Genomic DNA, 20,191 nt, shown 5'->3' with positions numbered 1-20,191 from the left:
CCGATATCTTGGGCCCGGACCCGTGACGCCCGAGCGATCGGACAACGGTTGGGCAACTTCTTTGGCCCTCACGAAAACGCGAAAGCGGCAAAATCCTGCGCGATGTAGCAGAGCCCTCTTGGTGTCGCAAGCACCCTGCGACAAGAATCCACTGTAGGCAGGTGCATATGTTGCGCTGATTGTAGTTGAACAGGCATTTTGAGGCTAAATTCTGGTCGTTTGTTTGGGCATATTGCTCGAAAGAGGGAAAGCGCGACGCCCGATGGGTGTACATGAGGTTGTCTGGTTTCTGTCCAACGATGCGTTCGCTGAATACTTTGCGCTACGACCCAGTTAGTCGGCGTCGCAGATTCCGTAGCCTTCTGCGCCAGCGCAACTTTCGGCGAAGACTATACGATAGGTCCTCGTACCATTCCTCACGCTCAACAAAACTCGCGCCCCGAACATTCCTCAGATTGAATCGAATGACACCACTCGATGCTTCGGGACCGGGGTCAATCGATGCCAGTGCGTCGGCCATCTGCGGGATGACAAATGATTTGCGCTTTTCACGCCCGCCCTGATCACGATCCGGATCCACGTCGGGAAAGGTCGGGTTCGTGTTTATCTCAAATACGGCGAGTTTGCCCTCAAAGAAGCCGTAGTCTATACGACCATAGCGGATACCCACTTTATGCGCCACCTCGCGCAGCCAGTCTTCGTGCGGATTTTCTTCGCAATACGCGTACTCTTCCTTGATGAATGCGGCATCATCGTCACGTTGGTTGTGCTTAACCACCCAGTGTTTTGTTCGCATGATGTGGATCGGGACTATCCTGTCACCAATGACAAAGGCTCCATATTTACGAAAATAGCCCTGATCGTCTCGGTCCGATGTAAATCGAACCGTGATTCTTCGCTTCATCGGTCTGCCCGCTTCAGCGAAACTGTTCAGGGCGTTGTCCAGTTCGGCAGGCGTTTCCAGCAAATCCGTCTCAGGTCCTGCACACCCATCTTCGGCCCTCAGGAACAAGGGGTAGTGTTGCGGCACTAGGGGGCCAGGTAATCGCGTGACTTCGACGGGGTTCAACCCTTCTTGGTACAACCGGTTCAAAAGATCAAAACGCTCACAAGCCTCAGCTGGATGGTTCAGGATCGGCAGATCCGGACGAGCCGTACGGACTGCATTTGCCAAAATGGCAGCAGCATCCAGCTCGTAGCTTTGCAGGTGATCAAAATCAGTGAAAATCAGCGCGCCTGCAGGCACACATCGCCGTGCAAAAAGGCGTTGGTAGGTATGGCAAGTAAATACGCCCGAAATCTGCGGGGGCGCCAACGAAATGTTTCTGGTCGTTTCGGCATTTCGGGCGTGGACAATCAAATGAAGCATTTTACTTGAATTTCCACTATGAAAGTCAACATATTCAGCCCGACCGGCGTGCTATCAGATCCGCTTCGTCCTATACTACGCATTGGGCAGCACGCAAAAGAGAAATGGGCCAAGCGCCAAAATGACAGAGCAATCAGACAGCTATTACCGGCGCGTGACTCACTACAGCCCGGAACGTATTGCCCCGTTCAATCTTGCCAATTCGCACAGTCCCCACGCGCGCCGGATCGAACGTCAGTTGCTGATTGATCGACTGGACTTGCAGTCGGATAACAGGGTTCTGGATACAGGTTCCGGTGGGGGGTACCTTGTTCAAGGTTTCCCACAATCGGTGATTGAAAACGGGACGATCATCTGCAGTGATACAGCAGAGCATTTTATCGCAACGATCCCCAAGCCTTTTGTGCCAGTGGTTTGCGGAATGGATGCCTTTCCTCTGCCACGCCACTCAATGGATCGCGTATGCAATCTGGCCGGGTTACACCACGTCCAATACAAAGACCGCTTCTTCAAGGAAGCATTCCGCGTTTTGAAGCCGGGTGGCGTGATCGCCGTGGCCGATGTTCTTGAGGGAACAAAGCCTGCGCGCTGGCTTAATGGTCCCGTCGATCAATTCACCGACATTGGCCATGACGGCATGTTTGTTGTCAAAGGAGAGTTCACCGCGCTTCTGGAAGACGCTGGGTTTACTGAGATCGACGAGAAACACGAAGTCTACCCTTGGTCGTTTGAAAGCTGGGACGAATTAGTCGATTTTTGCAGAGACCTCTTTCGTCTGACCAAAGCAACAAGAGAAGAGATCGAAGCAAAGATCGAGGAAGTGCTGGTGGTCCGCAGCGAAGAAGCTAAGCGCAGTGCATCTTGAGTGGGAGCTGACCTATGCAACCGGCCGCGCTCCTTACTAGCGGATCGCTCGCGCTGGCACAGAAGGCTTCGCTGCGGTTTCGCTTAATGGATTGAAAGGAATCGCGTTCGATCAATCATGGAGCAGTGCTTAAGCTACTTTCGCCCAACTCGTGCCGGTAAAGACTTGCAACTCCGCGTCATCTTTGACCCAGGCCATCCAGCCCTCTCGCGGTGCGACAAAAAGCCACCCGCCGCCACGCCAGGTCGCGATTTGCCCACCATGGCCCGACCAATCCCCCGTCGGCGACGCGCCCAGCGCCCAGCCCTCACCTTCGCTTGGTAACGCCGGTGGCGTCACTGCGTCGCTGTTCTCCAGCGTTAGCTGCACAATTGTGTCAAGCAATTCGATTGCCTCGTTATGGGTCACATGCTTTTGCGCCTGAGCAGGCATGATGAATGGCATAGCAAGGTTTGGGGTCTGTTCTGACATATGGGTGCGCCTTCCGCTAAACGATGGGTTCACGCGCAGTATTTCGGCCAAAGTGTCAGGAATATCTTACACCAACGTGCGCAAGTTAACTTTACATTAAGGGGTTCCCATCCATGAAGGTTAATAACAGCTTTACAAGTCGATTGAGGACCCATGCCCAAACGTGCCCTTATCACCGGAATTACCGGACAAGACGGATCATACCTTGCAGAACTTTTGCTAGAAAAAGGGTACGAGGTGCATGGCATCAAGCGCCGCTCCTCCTCTCTGAATACTGAAAGGGTTGATCATATCTATCAGGATCCACAAACCGATGATGCACGGCTGATCCTGCACTATGGTGACCTGACAGACAGCTCGAACCTGACGCGAATTCTGTCAGAAGTGCAGCCAGATGAGGTTTATAACCTTGGCGCGCAAAGCCATGTCGCCGTCAGCTTTGATACCCCCGAGTATACTGCAGATGTCGATGCGCTTGGCACATTACGTTTGCTAGAGGCGATCCGTTTTCTGAAAATGGAGACAACCACACGCTTCTATCAGGCCTCGACGTCCGAACTTTATGGACAGGTCCAACAATCCCCACAAACTGAACTCACCCCGTTCCACCCGCGCAGCCCCTATGCCGTCGCCAAGCTTTATGCCTATTGGGCCTGCGTGAACTACCGCGAAGCCTATGGCATGTATGCCTGCAACGGCATACTGTTTAATCATGAAAGCCCGCGCCGGGGTGAAACATTTGTGACCCGCAAGATCACACGCGGGTTGTCGCAGGTCGCCCTTGGCCTGCAAGATTGCCTTTATCTGGGTAACATCGACGCCAAGCGTGACTGGGGCCATGCGAAGGATTTCGTCGAAATGCAGTGGCTGATGCTGCAACAGGACCGGCCCGAGGACTATGTGATTGCGACCGGCCAGCAGCACTCCGTCCGCGATTTTGTGAAATGGACGGCGGCAGAGTTAGGCATGAAACTGGCTTTTAGCGGCAATGGCACAGAAGAGATTGCGACGGTCGCGGCGGTGAACTCCAACCGTGCCCCGAGCGTGCGCACTGGTGACGTCGTGATGCGCATTGACCCGCGCTATTTTCGACCTGCGGAAGTTGAAACGCTTTTGGGCGATCCGTCCAAGGCAAAGAAACAACTTGGGTGGACACCAACAATCACACCGCGAGACCTTTGTGCCGAGATGGTCGCAGTCGACCTCAAAATCGCACAGCGCCATGCCATACTGCGCGAACACGGCATGGATATGCCTGTGGCGCTGGAGGCGTAACCATGCGGATTTTTCTGGCAGGTCATACTGGCATGGTGGGCAGCGCTATCCTGCGCAAACTGGTCGCGACGGGCGATCATGACGTGATCACGGTGGCGCACGCAGCCTTGGACCTGACAGATCAAGCCGCTGTCCGGTCATTTGTCTGGGCGAAGAAACCTGATCTGGTCATTATTGCGGCAGCCAAGGTCGGTGGCATCATCGCCAACGATACACGGCCTGCCGATTTTATTCAGGACAACCTGATGATCTCCAGCAACCTGATCCACGAGGCCCATGCCGCAGGCGTCCAGCAGTTGATCCAGCTGGGATCGTCATGCATCTACCCCCGTGACACGCCCCAACCGATCCCCGAGAGCGCTTTGATGACCGGGCCACTGGAACCCACGAACGAGCCCTACGCACTGGCCAAAATCGCCGCCATCAAGCTATGCGAAAGCTACAACCGGCAGTATGGCCGCGACTACAGATCGCTGATGCCGACAAACCTGTACGGGCCTGGCGACAACTTTCACCCAAATCACGCACATGTCCTGCCCAGCCTGTTGCGGCGCTATGACAATGCGGTACGCACCGCCCAACGGGCTGTGACGATCTGGGGAACCGGGACACCACGGCGCGAATTTCTGCATGTCGACGATCTGGCCGATGCGGTTCTTTTCACAATGGGTTTGAGTCAGGAACAATACGCCGCAGCAACCAAGCCCATGCAAAGTCATCTGAATGTCGGCGTGGGCAAAGACATCAGCATTCTGGAACTGGCCTATATGGTGGCCGATCTGACCGGGTTTCAAAGAGAGACAAAGACAGATCCCGGCAAACCTGATGGTACACCACGCAAACTGCTGGATACATCCGTGATGCAAAGCCTAGGCTGGCAGCCAAAGATATCGCTACGCGACGGCATGGCCCAAACCTATGACTGGTACTGCGCGATGCAGGAGACGGGCGGCAACCTACGCGCATCATAAAAATCAGACCAGTCATCCTATGTGGCGGATCAGGGACACGGCTGTGGCCGCTTTCATGCAAGAGCTATAGCGCAGTTGAACCCGACCCTCGGACTGCCTAGAAACGTTCAGCAACATTTGGAGGCGGTCATGCGTGTATTGGTCACGGGCGGCGCTGGGTATATCGGCAGTCATACGTTGTTGGAACTGATGGCGCAGGGACACGAGGTCTGCGTTCTGGACAACTACAGCAATGCAACGCCAGAAGTGCTGAACCGTGTGCGGTCGCTATCGAACGGGGTGCTGCATGACTATGTTGGCGACGTGCGGGACGCGGGCAAACTTGATCAGGTGATGCAGGATTTTCAGCCCGAGGCCGTGATCCACTTTGCCGGACTGAAGGCCGTTGGCGAAAGCACCCGGAAACCGCTTCACTATTATGATGTGAACGTCTCTGGCACCCTGTCACTTTTGCATGCGATGGGCCGTGCCGGCTGCAATCGCATTGTGTTTTCATCATCTGCAACCGTTTATGGCGAACCCATCTACCTGCCCTATGATGAAGCGCATCCGACAAACCCGATGTCTGTTTACGGGCGGTCCAAGATGATTGCCGAGCATATCCTGACTGATTGGACGGCGGCGCATCCCAACACTACCGCCGTGCTGTTACGCTACTTCAACCCCGTCGGCGCGCATGCCTCTGCACAGATCGGTGAGGACCCACAGGATATTCCAAACAACCTCATGCCTTTCATCGCGCAGGTCGCCGTCGGCAAGCGAGAGGCCTTACAGGTCTTTGGCGATGACTATGATACGCCTGACGGGACAGGTTTGCGCGACTATATTCATGTCGTAGACTTGGCTCGCGCCCATGTTGCCGCCATCAACTATGCCGAAACCGCCACCGGAGCCCGGCCTTTCAACATTGGCACCGGACAAAGCTATAGCGTGCGCGATATGGTGGCTGCATTTGAACGGGCAAGCGGCAAATCCATCCCAACCCGGCAGGCGCCGCGACGCGAAGGTGATATTGCGGCCATGCAGGCCGACGCTAGTCGCGCAAATGCAGAACTAAACTGGTCAGCGAAACATGATCTGGAGGCGATGACAGCAAGCACATGGGCCTGGCAGTCAAAGAACCCGAATGGCTATGAAGGTGCGTAAATAAAACGTGCCTTGCATCTGAAGATGCAAGGCACAATGAAGATATACCGTTAAACCCTCACCACACAAATTATCCCCAACAACTTATATATAGATACAATTCGATACGTTCTGTGCGTTTTGTCACAAAGTTTATCTATCTTGCTGCGGCGAAAAGGCACGCGCCAAAACCGGCATGAGTTTCATCAACATGTTACGCGCATCCTCTGGCGATGACGCTTCGACATAAAGCCGCATTTCTGGCGCGTTCCCTGACGGGCGCAGGTGGACAATGTGGCCGTCCAGCAAGGTCATTTGCACCCCGTCGGTTTCATCAATCGACCGACATGTGCTGCCAAGTGGGGTCAGAAACGCGGCCCTGTCATTATCACTGTGCCGCAGCTGATGGAGAAATGTGGCGACGCTATCCAAATCGACATCCTGCAATCTGTCAGCGGCCGTAAAGCGCTGCGGCTGCGCCGCAACCGTCGCCTTAACACCGATGGCCCTAATTTGCGCCAGAACCGCGATGACGGGTAAGGCCGCATCACGCGTCATCAAAGGCGGCAAGGCCCCGCTGGGTCCTTGCGCCTGAAAGCCCAACAAAAAGCCGCCATTCGCCTCGTAGCCCACAACTGCGCCCGCACTGCTCCGCATCCCCGCGATCACATGCGGTGAACCGATCGCTGTGCGGACAACGCGTGTAAACTGACCCGAGAGCAACACACCAGTGTTGGATGAAATCGGGGTGACAACCGTATCGGCCCCCAGCGCCTCTGCCGTGATCTGACCCAGAATATCGCCTGGCACAACGGCACCATCTTCATCCGTCAAAAGCGGGCGATCACCATCCGCGTCGGTCGACACGATCGCATCAAGGTCATGTTCCTGCGCCCAAAAGTGCAGTTGGTCGCGCAAATCATCTGACAGCGCCTCGGTATCTATCGGCACAAAGACGTCAGACCGGCCCAGTGGCGTAACCTTTGCACCAAGGCTGCCCAACAGATCAGCAAGCGCATCGCGCCCCACTGCGCTTTGTTCGTAAAGCCCAATATGTAAACCAGCCAATGCTTGACCGAATGCAGTTTGGTATCGCGCCGCGTAGCGGGCCTGCACATCCGTCGCGCGCGTCACAGCGCCAGCAGAGGCTGCAATACAGGATTGACCAAGAGCCCTTTGGATCAACACTTCATCAGCCTTGGTGATCTCACCCTGCGGGGTGTAAAACTTCAGCCCATTGCGATCTGCCGGGATATGGCTGCCAGTCACCATGATTGCCGCTGCGCCATCCGACAGCGCCGCATTGGCCAATGCGGGCGTGGGCACCGCGCCACACAGCGTGACCATCACCCCCGCATCGACGGCTGCTTGCGCCACGACATCGGCAAGCCCAGCCGAGGACTCGCGCAGATCATATCCGACATAAAGGCCGCGGCCTACAGGGCAGCTTGCGAGAAAAGCGTGAACATAGTCGCCCACACAACGGGATGTCAGCTCGGTCACAAGGCCGCGCAGGCCGCTGGTTCCAAATTTGGGGGGCATATCCGTGATCCAATTGCAGACCCCCAGCATGACAGATGTTCCCGCGCCATCAAGCTCAAGATCACCGGGGGATTCATCTTAAATCCGTAACGATATTAAACAAATTGCACGGCAAGCTTCATACCCCCGCCGCAATTGCGCCCCTATCCGACCGCCAGTGCCACGCATCTTAACAGAACATTCTGATGACACATGGTTCCGGGGGGGACCTATTTCATGTCTTCTATATCCTTTTCGTATTATGTCACCGGTCCCGGTGACATGGCGCTTTCGCATATTACTGACCTCATGGTCATGGATGTGAACGGCACCGCACAGCTTTATAGCAGCACCCGATATGACGGCGTGTTGCGACAATGGGACATTGACAGCGGTGTTCTGAGCATTGGTGAAGACAAGCCCTTTGCCGGGGGGTGATGGCCGGTGGTACAGGTAGCATCGCCGGACTCTCTATAAGTGGATCACAGGCATTGCTCGTCGGTGGTGGAACTGATGGCGCACTTGAGGCTGTTGTCCTTAACACCGATGGGAGCTTTGGGGTGACTACGGCGCTAACGTCGCTGCCCCCCACCTTTACCGGTTTCCAGTTTGGAACAAACGTCGGCCTGTCCGACGGCAGTCAGGTGATCTACGGGGCCTTGGCCGGGCAAACCGGGCTGGCGCGTCTTAACTTTGACGCAAGCGGCACGCTGCTTGGCCACACCGTTCTGCAGGACGTGACACCAGACACGACCGCTGGCATCACAGCATCTGCGACGACGGCGGTTGCCGGGCAGAATTTCCTCATCACAACCAGCACTGTGCAAAACGGCATCACCGCAAGGGCGGTGGATGAAGCGGGGCATGTGACCAGCGAAACCACCATCGGAGCGGACGAGGGCCTATGGATCAGCGCACCAACCGCACTTGAGACCGCAACAGTGGGTGGAACAAACTATCTTGTCCTTGCCGCTGCTGGAACAGGCAGCCTGAGCGTCGTCGAACTGGGCGAAGGTGGTAGCATGATCGTCCGCGATCATGTGCTCGATAGCCGCGACACCCGCTTTGGCGGCGTCACATCGCTTGATGTGATCGAAGCGGACGGCAAAACCTATGTTATCGCGGGCGGCGCAGATGACGGGATCTCTGTCTTTCTGTTGCTGGAAGGCGGCTTGTTAGTACACCGCGCCTCAATAGAAGATACCGATGATTTCGGTCTGGATAACGTCAGCGCGGTTGCTGCATCTGCGCGCAACGCAGGCATTGATATATTCGCCGCCAGCAGCAGTGAAACCGGGGTGACGCAACTGCGGCTAGACACCGGGCTGGCTGGCATAACCATAACGGCTGTGGTGGATGGCGACCAACTGACCGGCACGGCTGGCGGCGACATTCTACAAGGCCACAACGGCGATGACACAATCAACGGTGAAGGCGGCGACGATATCCTGCGTGATGGGTTGGGCCGCGATATCATGGCTGGCGGCGCGGGCGCAGATGTGTTCATACTATCTGCCGATGGCGAGGCGGATACGATCACAGATTTCGCCGTGGGCGAGGACAAGATCGACTTGTCGCTTTGGCCGATGCTGCGCGACATCAGCCAGTTATTCATCACGCTGCAAGACGATGGCATGCGGATTATCTATGGGGATGAGGTACTGCATGTCATCAGTTCAGATGGCAACCCGATTGACTATCGCACGCTGAGTACGGGTGATCTGATTGGCCTGTCCCGGTTGCCAGTCGACCTGACACCTGGCTATCCGGGCCCAGCCACACCTACACCACCGCTGGGCGGCACCCTGCCCACGCCACCTGTAGCCGACAATGGCGACAACAGCCCTTTGACCCCCTGGCAGATGATCAAGTCCGGCAATCTCGATCTGCTACGCGGAACCATGGGTTCATCATCAAGCGAAGGATCTGGCCTTGTGATTGACGGCAGCAACGCTTCGGAAACGCTGGAAGGCGGTGCCGGGTTCGATCTTGTCTTTGCTGGTGGGGGTGCTGATGTGGTGCGTGGACATCGGGGCGATGACGCGCTCTTTGGGCGCGCAGGCGACGATATGCTCTTGGGCGATCAGGGGGCAGATACGCTGCTGGGTGGTGCAGGTGCGGACACCTTGGACGGTGGTTCGGGGCAGGACGTGCTGATTGGCGGCACCGGTGCGGATACGTTTATTTTCAATAGCGGAACCGATGAGATTATCGACTTCGCGCAAGGGGTGGACCAGATCATCCTTGACCCCTCGCTTTGGACGGGTCTGACCTCGGCTGCGGATGTGCTGTTCGTCTACGGTGATATCGCCGACGGGCGCGCCGTTATTGATTTTGAAGATGGCAACGTCCTGATCGTCAACGGGATCACAGACCCCGCCACTTTCGCGGATGACATCGCCCTGTTCTAGACTCTATCAGTTTGTATTCGCCAGGCTGCGCACGTTGTTGGTCAGACTAAACAACGTCAATGCCGGGCCAAGCGCGCTTTCGGTGCCGTAGATCAGATCATCGCCTTCCAGCATGAAATTGCGGGCCGAAAACAAGCCGTCAGCGGTGGTCAGGTCAATGTTGAACACCACCCGCTCTTGCGGTGGCCCGGCAATCCCGTCAGCCACGGCACCTGTGGCATATTCGCGCAAGATAAGAATGCCCTCGGGGTTGGCGCTGCTTAAGCGTTAACACCCCCGATAAAAGCAAGCGCTTCAATGGCCGAAAATTCGACCTCGGGAAAATCAACAACGGTTTGGGTGCCGGTGGCGCCAAGCGCAATGAACTTGCGGGCGTCATCTTCGACATAAACGCGGTCGCCACCTCGCAACGCAATATTGGCGCTGGGCTCCCGCAACAGTCGTTCGAACGGGATACCAAAGGTGCGCGACCCACGGACGAGACGGACCTGAGGCGAGTTCAGTTCGGGGTTCGGTCCGCCCGCCTGTGAAAACAGATCAAGGATTTTGACGTTGCGATCAAGCAGCGGATAAAGGCCAGGCGCGGCGAAACCAAAAGCCAGATTGGCCGTATTGGACCGCCCCGGTTCAACGGACAACTGCACCTGTGCAGATGGCACAGTTCGGATCAACTCTTCTTCGATACGTTGCCGCGCGGTGGATGGAGACATGCCAGTCACGCGCAAATCACCGATGTAAGGTACAAAGATCCGCCCGTTGGAGCTCACTACTTCGGGCTGCAAAGGTGTCACACCGGTGGCCCCGAAGATCGAGTTTTCTTCGGCGTCCCAGATCGTCACCTGCACCGTATCACCTGCGGCAATCATCAAGGATGCGGGCTGTTCCTGCGCCACGATCCACGGCAACGTATCATCGCCCGTCACTGGCCATCCTTGCAGAATGGGCAATGTATCGCGGTTCACCTCGTAGACAGCAAAGTCATAGACGGGTTCTTCGCCTTCAGCGGCCGTATTGGCGTTAGACGCCGCTAAAATCTCCGATTGGAAGCCCGCGCCACGGGGCAAACCACAACTGGCAAGGGCAAAACACGCAATGACGGCAGCAAATCTTGGGACGAGCAAACCTGATTCCTTTGTAGCAGCCCGAATACCCTACACCGCCAACAACATAGGCAACAGCGCTTGGTTTGCAAAATCAGTAGATATCTTTTGCGCGGCCACGCTAAGGTCAGAAATCGATGGCCAGACCCTTCTTCTCCCAATCGCCGTAGCGCACAGGCTCCGGCCCATCGCGTCCACCCAATTCGGTCGGCAAGGTCTGATCCTTCGCCATCTTACGCCGCTCTTCCGCCTCGGCGAGCGCACGCTGTGCTGCAGGTGGCAGGTCCTTGGGCTGATCGGTCACGGGCGGCACCCTCCTTGTCGATGTCTATGGATTGATATACGCCCCGGCCACCCAGCTTCAAGTGAGACCGTCATGAACCAAACAGGTTTGCCCGCCCGCCGCTCTGCGCATTATCTGCTGATGCAGATCACCGGTGAAGGCCGTTTGATGGCAGAACTGATCGGCAGCGGCGCATTGGCACGGCTGGAAAGCGATGACCGTGCCCGCGCCCAGCGCCTTGCGACCGAAGCTTTGCGCGGGTTGGACCGGGCCGACCGGATGTTAAAGCCCTACCTCAAGAAAACGCCACCTGATCACGTGATGAATGCTTTGCGTCTCGGTGTCATAGAACTGTGCAGCGGTGAGGCCGCACACGGGGTGGTGAACGCCTATGTCGAGATCGTGGCCCGTAACAAGCGCACCCAAGCGATGAAGGGTTTGACCAACGCCGTCTTGCGGAAAATTGCTGCCGAAGGACCGGACGGCTGGGCCAAACGCGCTGTGCCGCTTACGCCGGGGTGGTTACGCCAACCTTTGGTTGCGGCATGGGGGCGTGAGGCCGTCATGGGGATGGAAGCCGCGCATTTCACAGGCGCACCATTGGATCTATCGGTGAAGGGTGACGCGGCAGTTGTTGCAGAAACCCTCGGTGGCACGGTTTTACCGACAGGTTCGGTGCGTTTGCAGAACGCGGGCCAGGTATCCACTTTGCACGGCTATGCCGAGGGAGATTGGTGGGTGCAAGATGCAGCGGCGGCCATCCCGGTGAAGCTTCTGGGTGATGTCAAAGGCCTGAAGGTGCTGGACCTTTGCGCAGCGCCGGGTGGCAAGGCGATGCAGCTGGCGGCCTTGGGGGCTGATGTTATCGCCGTCGATATATCCGAAAAACGGATGGAACGGATTGGTGAAAACCTGTCGCGCGTGGGTCTGAAAGCCAAATGTGTGATCAGCGATGCGTTTGCCTTCAATGAAGGCGGCTTTGATGCCGTCCTGTTGGATGCCCCCTGTTCCGCCACAGGCACCATCAGACGGCACCCCGATCTACCCTATGCCAAGGACGGGTCCGAGTTTGGCGCGCTGATCGACCAACAAGAGGCAATGATTGATCATGCGCTGACCCTGCTGAAGCCTGGGGGCCGGTTGGTATTTTGTACCTGCTCGCTCTTGCCAGATGAAGGCGAGGTGCAAGTAGAAGAGGCGCTGGCCCGCCATACTGACCTCACGATTGAGGCGGACGCCCTGCGCCTTGGCGGCATAAGCCCTGACTGGGTCACCGATGAGGGCGGGCTGCGCCTGCGCCCCGATTACTGGGCGGACACCGGCGGCATGGACGGGTTCTACATGGCCGTCCTGCGAAAGCCTGCGTGACTTAGCGTCAGGCTTTTCCTATGGTTTGCACAAAACCGTATGTTACGCGTGCAAACTAAGGCTACAGGCATTGGCCAAAGCAATCACATGGCAGGACAAGCGCACGCGCTTTATGAACCGGATGCATGCCCGCCGCGCTGCCCGGGCGGCCCTTGCGACGGAATTTGTATCCCCGCCAGAACCGCGAACCATTGGCGTTGTGGAACGCGGACAGCAGTTGATAGCAGGAAAATTCTTGTTTTCAGGACTTTTTGTCGAAGGCAAAGACTACACCATCTGGGATATCGCGGCAGCATATCCGGAAGTTGTAGACGAAGCACAAGGTTGCGCGTGGTTGGATGATCTGGCCGCAGTGGGCGACGAAAAAGCGCGGGCGCTCGCCCAAAACTGGATCTTTGGCTGGATCGACACCTACGGCCATGGCCGGAGTGACGGCTGGACACCGGGTATCACCGGGCGCCGTTTGATACGCTGGATCAACCACGGGCCCTTTCTGCTACGCGGCCATGACAAATACACATCTGCCCGGTTCTTTCAGAGCCTTGCGCGGCAGACTTTGTTTCTGTCGCGCCGCTTGCACACGGCAAGACCGGGTTTGCGGCGGTTTGAGGCGCTTGCCGGGACAATCCACGCCAGCCTGTCGCTTAAAAGCATGCAAAGCCATGCAGACCCCGCACTTACCGCACTGGTACAAGACTGTGCGACACAGATTGGTCCTGATGGGGCGATTGCAACGCGCAAGCCGCAGGACCTGTTAGACATCCTCAGCCTACTGAACTGGACCGCGCAGACACTACGCGATGCCAAACGCACTGTGCCACGTGAGCTCACGGATGCCATTGCCCGCATCGTGCCGACTTTGCGGGCGTTGCGCCATGCTGATGGCAGTCTTGCGCGCTTTCATGGTGGCGGAGAAGGGATCGAAGGGCGCCTGGACGAAGCGCTGGTGTCCACCGGGATCAAGACGCAGCCTAAGCAGCACAGCCCTATATGGGTTATGCGCGGCTCGCCGCTGGACGCACCACGCTGATTGTGGATGCGGACACACCCCCTTCAGGCGCCGCATCGGTTGAGGCACATGCCAGCACACTTGGGATTGAACTGACCTCTGGCCGCCGCCCAATGATCGTCAACTGCGGCTCTGGTGCGCGCTTTGGGGAAGAGTGGCGCAGGGCCAGCCGTGCAACACCCAGCCATGCAACCATGATGATTGAAGGGGTGTCATCCTCGCATCTTGGCCCCAAGGGACGTTTGGCAAACGGTGACGAATTGCTGACTGAACTGCCAACGCAAGTGCAATGCGCCTTCTCTGACCTGGACAATGGGCGCAAGCTGGAGCTATCGCACAACGGCTACCAAGCCTCGCATGGTTTAACCCATGCGCGCATCCTGCATCTTTCGGCGGATGGGCGTACGTTGGAAGGGCAAGACCTGCTGACCACACTCGGCCCCAATGACGAAACCGTTTTTGACAAAGTGCAAACGCCGGGTGGTTTGCCATTTGTGATCCGCTTTCATCTGCACCCAGATGTCATCCCCGCAATTGATGTTGCTTGCACGACCGTCTCGCTCACTCTGAAATCAGGCGAGATTTGGCAGTTGCGTCATGACGGTACAGCAAAACTTGGCCTCGCGCCGTCAGTTTATCTGCAAAATCGGCGATTAAAACCCCTTGCGACACAACAGGTGGTTTTATCCGGGCGCGCAATGGCCTATGCGACGCGTGTCCGTTGGTCCTTGGCCAAAACGCAAGACACACCGACTGCGGTGCGTGACTTTGCCAAGGCCGATCCATTGGACGCGATAGATTAGCCTTTCGTAAGGACCCACATGACCGATCTTGCCCCGCTGCGCCGCGCCCTGCTTTCTGTATCTGACAAAACCGGGTTAACTGACCTTGGTCGTGCGCTCGCTGCACGCGGGGTTGAACTGCTGTCCACCGGCGGATCGGCTAAGGCGCTGCGGGATGCCGGGCTTGAAGTCCGCGATGTGGCCGATGTGACGGGCTTTCCCGAGATGATGGATGGGCGGGTCAAGACATTGCACCCGGTCGTCCACGGTGGCTTGCTGGCCCGTCGCGATCTGGAAGGACACCGTGATGCGATGGTCGAGCATAACATCGGGCCAATCGACCTGTTGGTAGTGAACCTTTATCCGTTTGAAGAGACCGTCGCCAAAGGTGCGGATTTCGACACCTGTATCGAAAACATAGATATTGGTGGGCCTGCGATGATCCGCTCTGCAGCGAAAAACCATGCCTTTGTGAATGTGGTCACAGATGTGGAAGACTATGATGCGTTGCTGGCCGAACTGGAAGCCAATGACGGGCAGACTACGCTGGCACTGCGCCAGCGCCTAGCGCAGACAGCCTATGCACGCACTGCCGCTTACGACACAGCGGTCAGCACTTGGATGGCTGGAGCGATTGGGTCAGATACGCCGCGGCGGCGGTCTTTCAGCGGCACATACAAACAGACCATGCGCTATGGCGAAAACAGCCACCAGTCGGCGGCATTCTATACCGATGGCACAGATCGTCCCGGCGTGGCGACTGCCGTGCAGCATCAGGGCAAAGAGCTGTCCTACAACAACATCAACGACACGGACGCCGCCTTTGAACTGGTGGCAGAGTTTGACCCTGCCGACGGCGCCGCCGTCGCAATTATCAAGCACGCCAACCCTTGCGGTGTAGCGCGTGGTACGACTTTGCTGGAGGCCTATCAGAATGCCTTTGACTGCGACCGCACCAGTGCCTTTGGCGGTATCGTCGCACTGAACCAGCCGTTGGATGAGGACACCGCCAAAGCGATTGTCGAGATCTTCACCGAAGTCGTGATCGCACCCGGTGCCTCTGATGCGGCCAAAGCCGTGTTTGCCGCAAAGAAGAACCTTCGCCTGCTGACAACCGATGGACTGCCGGACGTGAAAGCGCCCATCACCACCTACCGTCAGGTTGCGGGCGGCATGTTGGTGCAGGACAAAGACACCGGCTATGTCGGCATGGATGATCTGAAGGTTGTGACCAAAGTGGCACCAACCGACGATCAAATGGCCGACCTTCTGTTTGCTTGGAAAGTCGCCAAACACGTCAAATCCAACGCTATCGTTTATGTAAAAGACAAGGCAACAGTGGGAGTCGGCGCTGGCCAGATGTCGCGCCTTGATAGCGTGCTGATCGCTGCCAAGAAGGCGGAGCGCATGGCCGAGGCGATGGGCTTGCCGGAACCGCTCACCAAGGGTTCTGCGGTCGCGTCCGATGCGTTCTTCCCCTTCGCTGACGGATTGATGGAAGCCGCCGCTGCGGGTGCGACCTGCGTGATCCAACCCGGTGGTTCCATGCGTGACGATGAGGTGATTGCGGCTGCCGATGAAGCTGGCATCGCAATGGTCTTCACCGGCATGCGCCACTTCCGGCACTAGAGGTTTTGCGATGCGGTTGATGTTCCTGACGGCCTTTTGGATTTTCCTGCTTGATCAGCTGATCAAATTCCACGTGCTGTTCAATGTCTTCGGGTTGAAGTGGGCGCAAGTAACCGTGCCATCAGATCAACTGCCCTATCCGCAATCAGTCGAGGTGTTCCCGCCCTTTCTTGTCCTGCGCATGGCGTGGAATCGCGGTGTGAACTTTGGCCTATTTGCAGAATTCGATATGCGCTGGGTGCTAATTGCAGTCGCCTTCTTAATCACTGCCGCTGTCATCTGGTGGCTGAACAAAGTCGGCGGCACCAAGTGGGTCTACATTTCGGGCGGGCTGCTGATTGGCGGTGCGATGGGCAATGTCATCGACCGCTTTTTCTATGGCGCCGTTGCTGATTTCCTGAATATGTCGTGCTGCGGGATCAACAATCCCTATGCGTTCAATGTCGCTGACATCTGTATCTTTATCGGTGCAGTCGGATTGGCCTTTCTTGCCGATGACAAAAAGAAATCAGCGTGACGTCCCCACGACCATGGGTTAAACACCAAAAACACACTGAGGGTTTTTCGATGCGTGCGCTTTCTTTCTCTGTTCTGGCCCTGATTTTGGTGACCGCCTGTGGCAACACCGACCGGCCCTTGCGTGACCTGCGGTCGGCAGGTGGAGGTCCGGACGAATTCAAGGTGATCCCGCTCGGCCCGCTCGAAATCCCGCAAACACGTGATCTGCCAACTCCTACACCGGGGGTGCCAATCGCACCGATCCATCACCGAACGCCGACGCCATCCGCGCGCTGGGTGGATCGCCATCCGCGCAGATCGCTGGCGGTATACCTGCAGGTGATTCAGCCCTTCTGGCGCAAACGAACCGCTATGGCGTGGATCCGAACATCCGGTCCGTCTTGGCCGCAGAAGATGCAGCGAAGCTGGAACGCGCGCGGCGACTAAATGTCGTCAACCCACTCGGACGCGACAGATATTTCCCCGCTTACAGCCGCGACGCACTTGATGCACCAGCAGAGCTGGCACGTCTTGGGACCCTGGGGGTTCTTGTGCCGCAAGTCCCTGCCGAAGCGGTTGAAGCACGCGAGACAGCTGCATCCGGACTATTGGGACAATTTGGCTTGCGTGAAAACTGTGTGTTCACGACAATCGGATCACCCGATGGGCGCTTGCGCCGCGTTTGTGAAACCGACGAACCTGCAGAAGCGCAATAACCACACCTCACATCCGCGTATGGTGACTTGATCGAAACGCAAAGCAGCGTAGGTATCAGGGCAGTCATTTGAAAAAAGGGTGCTCATGACACGTTTGTTCGCCGCATTGGCAATCATGATGTCGGCTATTGCCGCACAGGCCGAAGAAGTTACAACATATACGCTGGATAACGGGATGGAGGTTGTCGTCATCGAAGACAACCGCGCACCTGTGGTCGTGCATATGCTATGGTACAAAGTAGGCTCCGCGGACGAGCCCGAAGGCGTCTCTGGCATTGCGCATTTCCTTGAACACCTGATGTTCAAAGGCACCGATGTACTCGCATCGGGCGAGTTTTCATCCGTCGTCGCGGCCAACGGGGGCAGTGATAACGCCTTCACCAGCTATGACTATACGGCCTATTTCCAACGCGTCGCCGCTGATCGGCTTGAGTTGATGATGCAGATGGAAAGCAATCGCATGAACAACCTTGTGCTGACGCCAGAAGAGGTCGAAAGCGAGCGTGGCGTTATTCTGGAAGAGCGCAACCAGCGTACCGAAAACAGCCCCAATGCTTTGGCCCGCGAACAGTTCCGCGCAGCCTTGTTTCAAAACCACCGCTATGGCGTGCCGATTATCGGCTGGAAGCACGAGATGGAGCAGCTTGATCAGCAAGACGTGCAGGACTTCTATGACCTCTACTATGCGCCGAATAACACCATCCTGATTGTAGCGGGTGATGTACAGCCCGACGAAGTGCTTGCACTTGCCGAGCAATACTACGGCGTGATCCCCGCCGAAGATCAGCTGCCAGTCCGTGAACGCCCGCAAGAGCCACCGCAACGCGCGGAACGACGCATCACCTATGTCGATGCGCGTGTCAGCCAGCCTTATCTGGTCCGCAGCTACCTTGCGCCGGAACGTGACCCTGGCGCACAGACCGAAGCGGCAGCACTGGTCTATTTGGCAGAACTGTTGGGTGGATCACCCTTCACGTCAGCGCTGGGGCAAGCGCTGCAATTTGACACAGAAACCGCGATTTACACCAATGCATCCTACAGTGGCTCATGGCTGGACGATGCGACATTCTCTTTGCGGTGGTTCCGTCCGAAGGGGTCACCCTTTCGGAAGCCGAAGCCGCAATGGATGAGGTGATCAGCGCCTTTATGGAAGGGACGATTGATCCTGACCGTATGGAAAGCATCCGCACACAGCTGCGTGCGTCAGAAATCTACGCGCTCGACAATGTCCAAGGGATCGCGCAGCGCTATGGCGCGGCCCTGACCCAAAGCCTGACCGTCGCGGACGTACAAGAATGGCCAGATGTTTTGCAAGCGGTCACCGAAGACGACATCAAAGCGGTCGCCGCAAAGGTCTTTATTCGGGATCAGGCGGTCACCGGCTGGGTCGTGACCAACGATGAGGAGGCACGCTGATGCTGCGTATTCTGATTGCTTTGTGCCTGACCATTATCGCGACAACCGCACGGGCCGAGATTGACATCAAAGAGGTCACATCCCCCGGTGGTATCAACGCTTGGGTGGTGGAAGAGCCTTCAATCCCCTTCGTGGCGCTCGAGCTGCGTTTCCAGGGTGGCCCCGTGTTGGACCAGCCCGGCAAACGCGGCGCAACAAACCTGATGACAGGGCTTTTGGAAGAAGGATCCGGCGATATGTCGGCGCAGGAATTCCAGGCAACGCTGGAGGAACTTGCTGCAAGCATCAGCTTTCGGGCGTCTGATGACACGATCTCTGTCTCGGCCCGCTTTCTGACCGAGAACAAAGAGGAGGTCATAGCCCTTTGCGTCAGGCACTGCTGGAGCCACGCTTTGATCAGGACGCGCTGGACCGGGTACGCGCCCAGGTGATTTCGGGAATAGCCAGCGACGAAAAGAGCCCAAATGCGATCTCAAGTGCGGTTTTCAACGCGGCCGCCTACGGCGATCATCCTTACGGGTCAGCGATTGAGGGTACCGTGGAAAGCGTCAGTGCGCTGACACAAGATGACATGGTGACAGCCCACCGCAATGCCTTGGTCAGGGACCGTCTGTATGTATCCGTTGTCGGCGACACAACAGCCGAGACCGTGGGCAGCTTACTGGACGATCTTTTAGGCGATTTGCCTCAAGAGGGCCCGCCACTGCCTGAAAATGTTGTCTATGACGTTGCGGGTGGGATCACCGTGGTAGATTTCGACACACCCCAATCCGTCGCCCTTTTTGGGCATCGTGGCATGCAACGCGATGATGAGGATTTTTTTGCCGCTGTGATCGTTAACCGCGTGCTTGGTGCAGGTGGGTTTGAATCGCGGCTAATGACCGAGGTGCGGGAAAAACGCGGTCTGACCTATGGCATCCGCTCTTATCTGGTGCCACGGTTTCATTCAGAGGTCATGCTGGGATCAGTCGCATCCTCCAATGAAACGATTGCCGAAGCGATTGAAGTGACCCGCAACGAATGGACCCGCATGGCCGAGGAAGGGATGACGGCAGAGGAACTGGCCGTCGCAAAAACCTATATGACCGGTGAGTATCCACTGCGTTTCGATGGCAATGCGGAAATCGCCAAGATCATGGTTGGCATGCAAATGGTTGGGCTGACGCCCGACTATGTTATCAATCGCAATGATTTTGTTGACGCTGTAACGCTGGACGATGTGAACCGGGTGGCAGCAGAGCTGCTGCAGCCGGAGAACCTGCATTTCGTGGTGGTCGGCAAACCTGTTGGATTGGAAAGCACACCTTAGCGGCGAACAATTTTAGATAAAAATTGTTTTGTCAGAAGGAAATTCCAGAATTTCCTTCGCATGTTTTCCACTC

General features: G+C 56.8%; 17 protein-coding genes and 4 pseudogenes. 15 read left to right on the top strand and 6 right to left on the bottom strand.

Annotated elements, in window-relative coordinates:
* Nucleotides 1–322: 322 nt before the first annotated feature.
* Nucleotides 323–1,246 (bottom strand): hypothetical protein, encoded by a 924-nt coding sequence (locus QTO30_RS15380; RefSeq protein WP_340424970.1) that lies wholly within the window; start codon nucleotides 1,244–1,246, stop codon nucleotides 323–325.
* Nucleotides 1,247–1,490: 244 nt separating this feature from the next.
* Here QTO30_RS15380 and QTO30_RS15375 point away from each other — a divergent pair, with 244 nt between their 5' ends.
* On the top strand, nucleotides 1,491–2,234 hold the full coding sequence (locus tag QTO30_RS15375) for a class I SAM-dependent methyltransferase (protein WP_340424969.1): 744 nt from the start codon (nucleotides 1,491–1,493) through the stop codon (nucleotides 2,232–2,234).
* A gap of 129 nt (nucleotides 2,235–2,363) precedes the next feature.
* On the opposite strand, the gene QTO30_RS15370 is transcribed toward QTO30_RS15375, so the two are convergent.
* The gene (locus tag QTO30_RS15370; protein WP_340424967.1) at nucleotides 2,364–2,705 is read right to left on the bottom strand and encodes a DUF2793 domain-containing protein; all 342 of its coding nucleotides are present in this window, start codon (nucleotides 2,703–2,705) and stop codon (nucleotides 2,364–2,366) included.
* A 153-nt stretch (nucleotides 2,706–2,858) separates the two neighbouring features.
* Here QTO30_RS15370 and gmd point away from each other — a divergent pair, with 153 nt between their 5' ends.
* The 4 genes and pseudogenes from gmd (at nucleotide 2,859) to galE (ending at nucleotide 6,097) form a co-directional block, all read left to right on the top strand.
* Complete coding sequence (gene gmd, locus QTO30_RS15365) at nucleotides 2,859–3,980, top strand: GDP-mannose 4,6-dehydratase (RefSeq protein ID WP_340424966.1); 1,122 nt, start codon at nucleotides 2,859–2,861, stop codon at nucleotides 3,978–3,980.
* A 2-nt stretch (nucleotides 3,981–3,982) separates the two neighbouring features.
* A complete protein-coding gene (locus QTO30_RS15360) occupies nucleotides 3,983–4,951 on the top strand; it encodes a GDP-L-fucose synthase family protein (protein WP_340424965.1) in 969 nt (322 codons plus the stop codon).
* A pseudogene (locus tag QTO30_RS22135) lies at nucleotides 4,945–5,019 on the top strand (sugar phosphate nucleotidyltransferase); the annotation flags it as partial. The gene QTO30_RS15360 and the pseudogene QTO30_RS22135, both read left to right, overlap by 7 nt.
* 61 nt (nucleotides 5,020–5,080) lie before the next feature.
* Entirely contained in the window at nucleotides 5,081–6,097 is a 1,017-nt protein-coding gene (gene galE, locus QTO30_RS15350) for a UDP-glucose 4-epimerase GalE (RefSeq protein WP_340424964.1), read from the top strand.
* A gap of 132 nt (nucleotides 6,098–6,229) precedes the next feature.
* Here galE and QTO30_RS15345 read toward each other — a convergent pair whose 3' ends face one another.
* Complete coding sequence (locus QTO30_RS15345; RefSeq protein WP_340424963.1) at nucleotides 6,230–7,618, bottom strand: phosphomannomutase; 1,389 nt, start codon at nucleotides 7,616–7,618, stop codon at nucleotides 6,230–6,232.
* Nucleotides 7,619–7,834: 216 nt separating this feature from the next.
* On the opposite strand from QTO30_RS15345, the gene QTO30_RS15340 reads away from it, so the two are divergent.
* The gene (locus QTO30_RS15340) at nucleotides 7,835–8,035 is read left to right on the top strand and encodes a hypothetical protein (RefSeq protein ID WP_340424962.1); all 201 of its coding nucleotides are present in this window, start codon (nucleotides 7,835–7,837) and stop codon (nucleotides 8,033–8,035) included.
* Nucleotides 8,035–10,008, top strand: coding sequence for a M10 family metallopeptidase C-terminal domain-containing protein (locus QTO30_RS15335; protein ID WP_340424961.1), 1,974 nt, complete (start codon nucleotides 8,035–8,037; stop codon nucleotides 10,006–10,008). Before QTO30_RS15340 ends, QTO30_RS15335 begins: the two co-directional genes overlap by 1 nt.
* A 6-nt stretch (nucleotides 10,009–10,014) precedes the next feature.
* Here QTO30_RS15335 and QTO30_RS15330 read toward each other — a convergent pair whose 3' ends face one another.
* The 3 genes from QTO30_RS15330 to QTO30_RS15320 all read right to left on the bottom strand — a co-directional run bounded on the left by QTO30_RS15330 (nucleotide 10,015) and on the right by QTO30_RS15320 (nucleotide 11,412).
* On the bottom strand, nucleotides 10,015–10,239 hold the full coding sequence (locus QTO30_RS15330; RefSeq protein ID WP_340424959.1) for a hypothetical protein: 225 nt from the start codon (nucleotides 10,237–10,239) through the stop codon (nucleotides 10,015–10,017).
* 29 nt (nucleotides 10,240–10,268) lie between these two features.
* Complete coding sequence (locus QTO30_RS15325) at nucleotides 10,269–11,129, bottom strand: polysaccharide biosynthesis/export family protein (protein ID WP_340424958.1); 861 nt, start codon at nucleotides 11,127–11,129, stop codon at nucleotides 10,269–10,271.
* Between the two features lie 106 nt (nucleotides 11,130–11,235).
* On the bottom strand, nucleotides 11,236–11,412 hold the full coding sequence (locus QTO30_RS15320; RefSeq protein WP_340424956.1) for a DUF1674 domain-containing protein: 177 nt from the start codon (nucleotides 11,410–11,412) through the stop codon (nucleotides 11,236–11,238).
* A gap of 72 nt (nucleotides 11,413–11,484) precedes the next feature.
* Between QTO30_RS15320 and QTO30_RS15315 the strand changes: the two genes are divergently transcribed.
* The 8 genes and pseudogenes from QTO30_RS15315 (at nucleotide 11,485) to QTO30_RS15275 (ending at nucleotide 20,118) form a co-directional block, all read left to right on the top strand.
* Nucleotides 11,485–12,759 (top strand): RsmB/NOP family class I SAM-dependent RNA methyltransferase, encoded by a 1,275-nt coding sequence (locus QTO30_RS15315; protein WP_340424955.1) that lies wholly within the window; start codon nucleotides 11,485–11,487, stop codon nucleotides 12,757–12,759.
* 70 nt (nucleotides 12,760–12,829) lie between these two features.
* Nucleotides 12,830–13,789, top strand: a complete 960-nt coding sequence (locus QTO30_RS15310) for a heparinase II/III family protein (protein WP_340424954.1) — start codon at nucleotides 12,830–12,832, stop codon at nucleotides 13,787–13,789.
* Nucleotides 13,750–14,571 (top strand): heparinase II/III family protein, encoded by an 822-nt coding sequence (locus QTO30_RS15305; RefSeq protein WP_340424953.1) that lies wholly within the window; start codon nucleotides 13,750–13,752, stop codon nucleotides 14,569–14,571. Before QTO30_RS15310 ends, QTO30_RS15305 begins: the two co-directional genes overlap by 40 nt.
* A gap of 18 nt (nucleotides 14,572–14,589) precedes the next feature.
* The gene (gene purH / locus QTO30_RS15300; protein WP_340424952.1) at nucleotides 14,590–16,179 is read left to right on the top strand and encodes a bifunctional phosphoribosylaminoimidazolecarboxamide formyltransferase/IMP cyclohydrolase; all 1,590 of its coding nucleotides are present in this window, start codon (nucleotides 14,590–14,592) and stop codon (nucleotides 16,177–16,179) included.
* Between the two features lie 10 nt (nucleotides 16,180–16,189).
* Nucleotides 16,190–16,696: a signal peptidase II gene (locus QTO30_RS15295; protein ID WP_340424951.1), complete on the top strand. Its 507-nt coding sequence runs from the start codon at nucleotides 16,190–16,192 to the stop codon at nucleotides 16,694–16,696.
* 50 nt (nucleotides 16,697–16,746) lie between these two features.
* Nucleotides 16,747–17,393, top strand: a pseudogene (locus QTO30_RS15285) (DUF3035 domain-containing protein).
* Between the two features lie 85 nt (nucleotides 17,394–17,478).
* Nucleotides 17,479–18,809, top strand: a pseudogene (locus tag QTO30_RS15280) (M16 family metallopeptidase).
* A pseudogene (locus QTO30_RS15275) lies at nucleotides 18,809–20,118 on the top strand (M16 family metallopeptidase). Before QTO30_RS15280 ends, QTO30_RS15275 begins: the two co-directional pseudogenes overlap by 1 nt.
* Nucleotides 20,119–20,191 lie beyond the last annotated feature (73 nt).

The sequence above is a fragment of the Yoonia sp. GPGPB17 genome (assembly GCF_037892195.1).
Classification (GTDB): domain Bacteria; phylum Pseudomonadota; class Alphaproteobacteria; order Rhodobacterales; family Rhodobacteraceae; genus Yoonia.
Note: the sequence above shows the minus strand (reverse complement) of the source record. Positions and strands in the feature narration are given on the sequence as shown.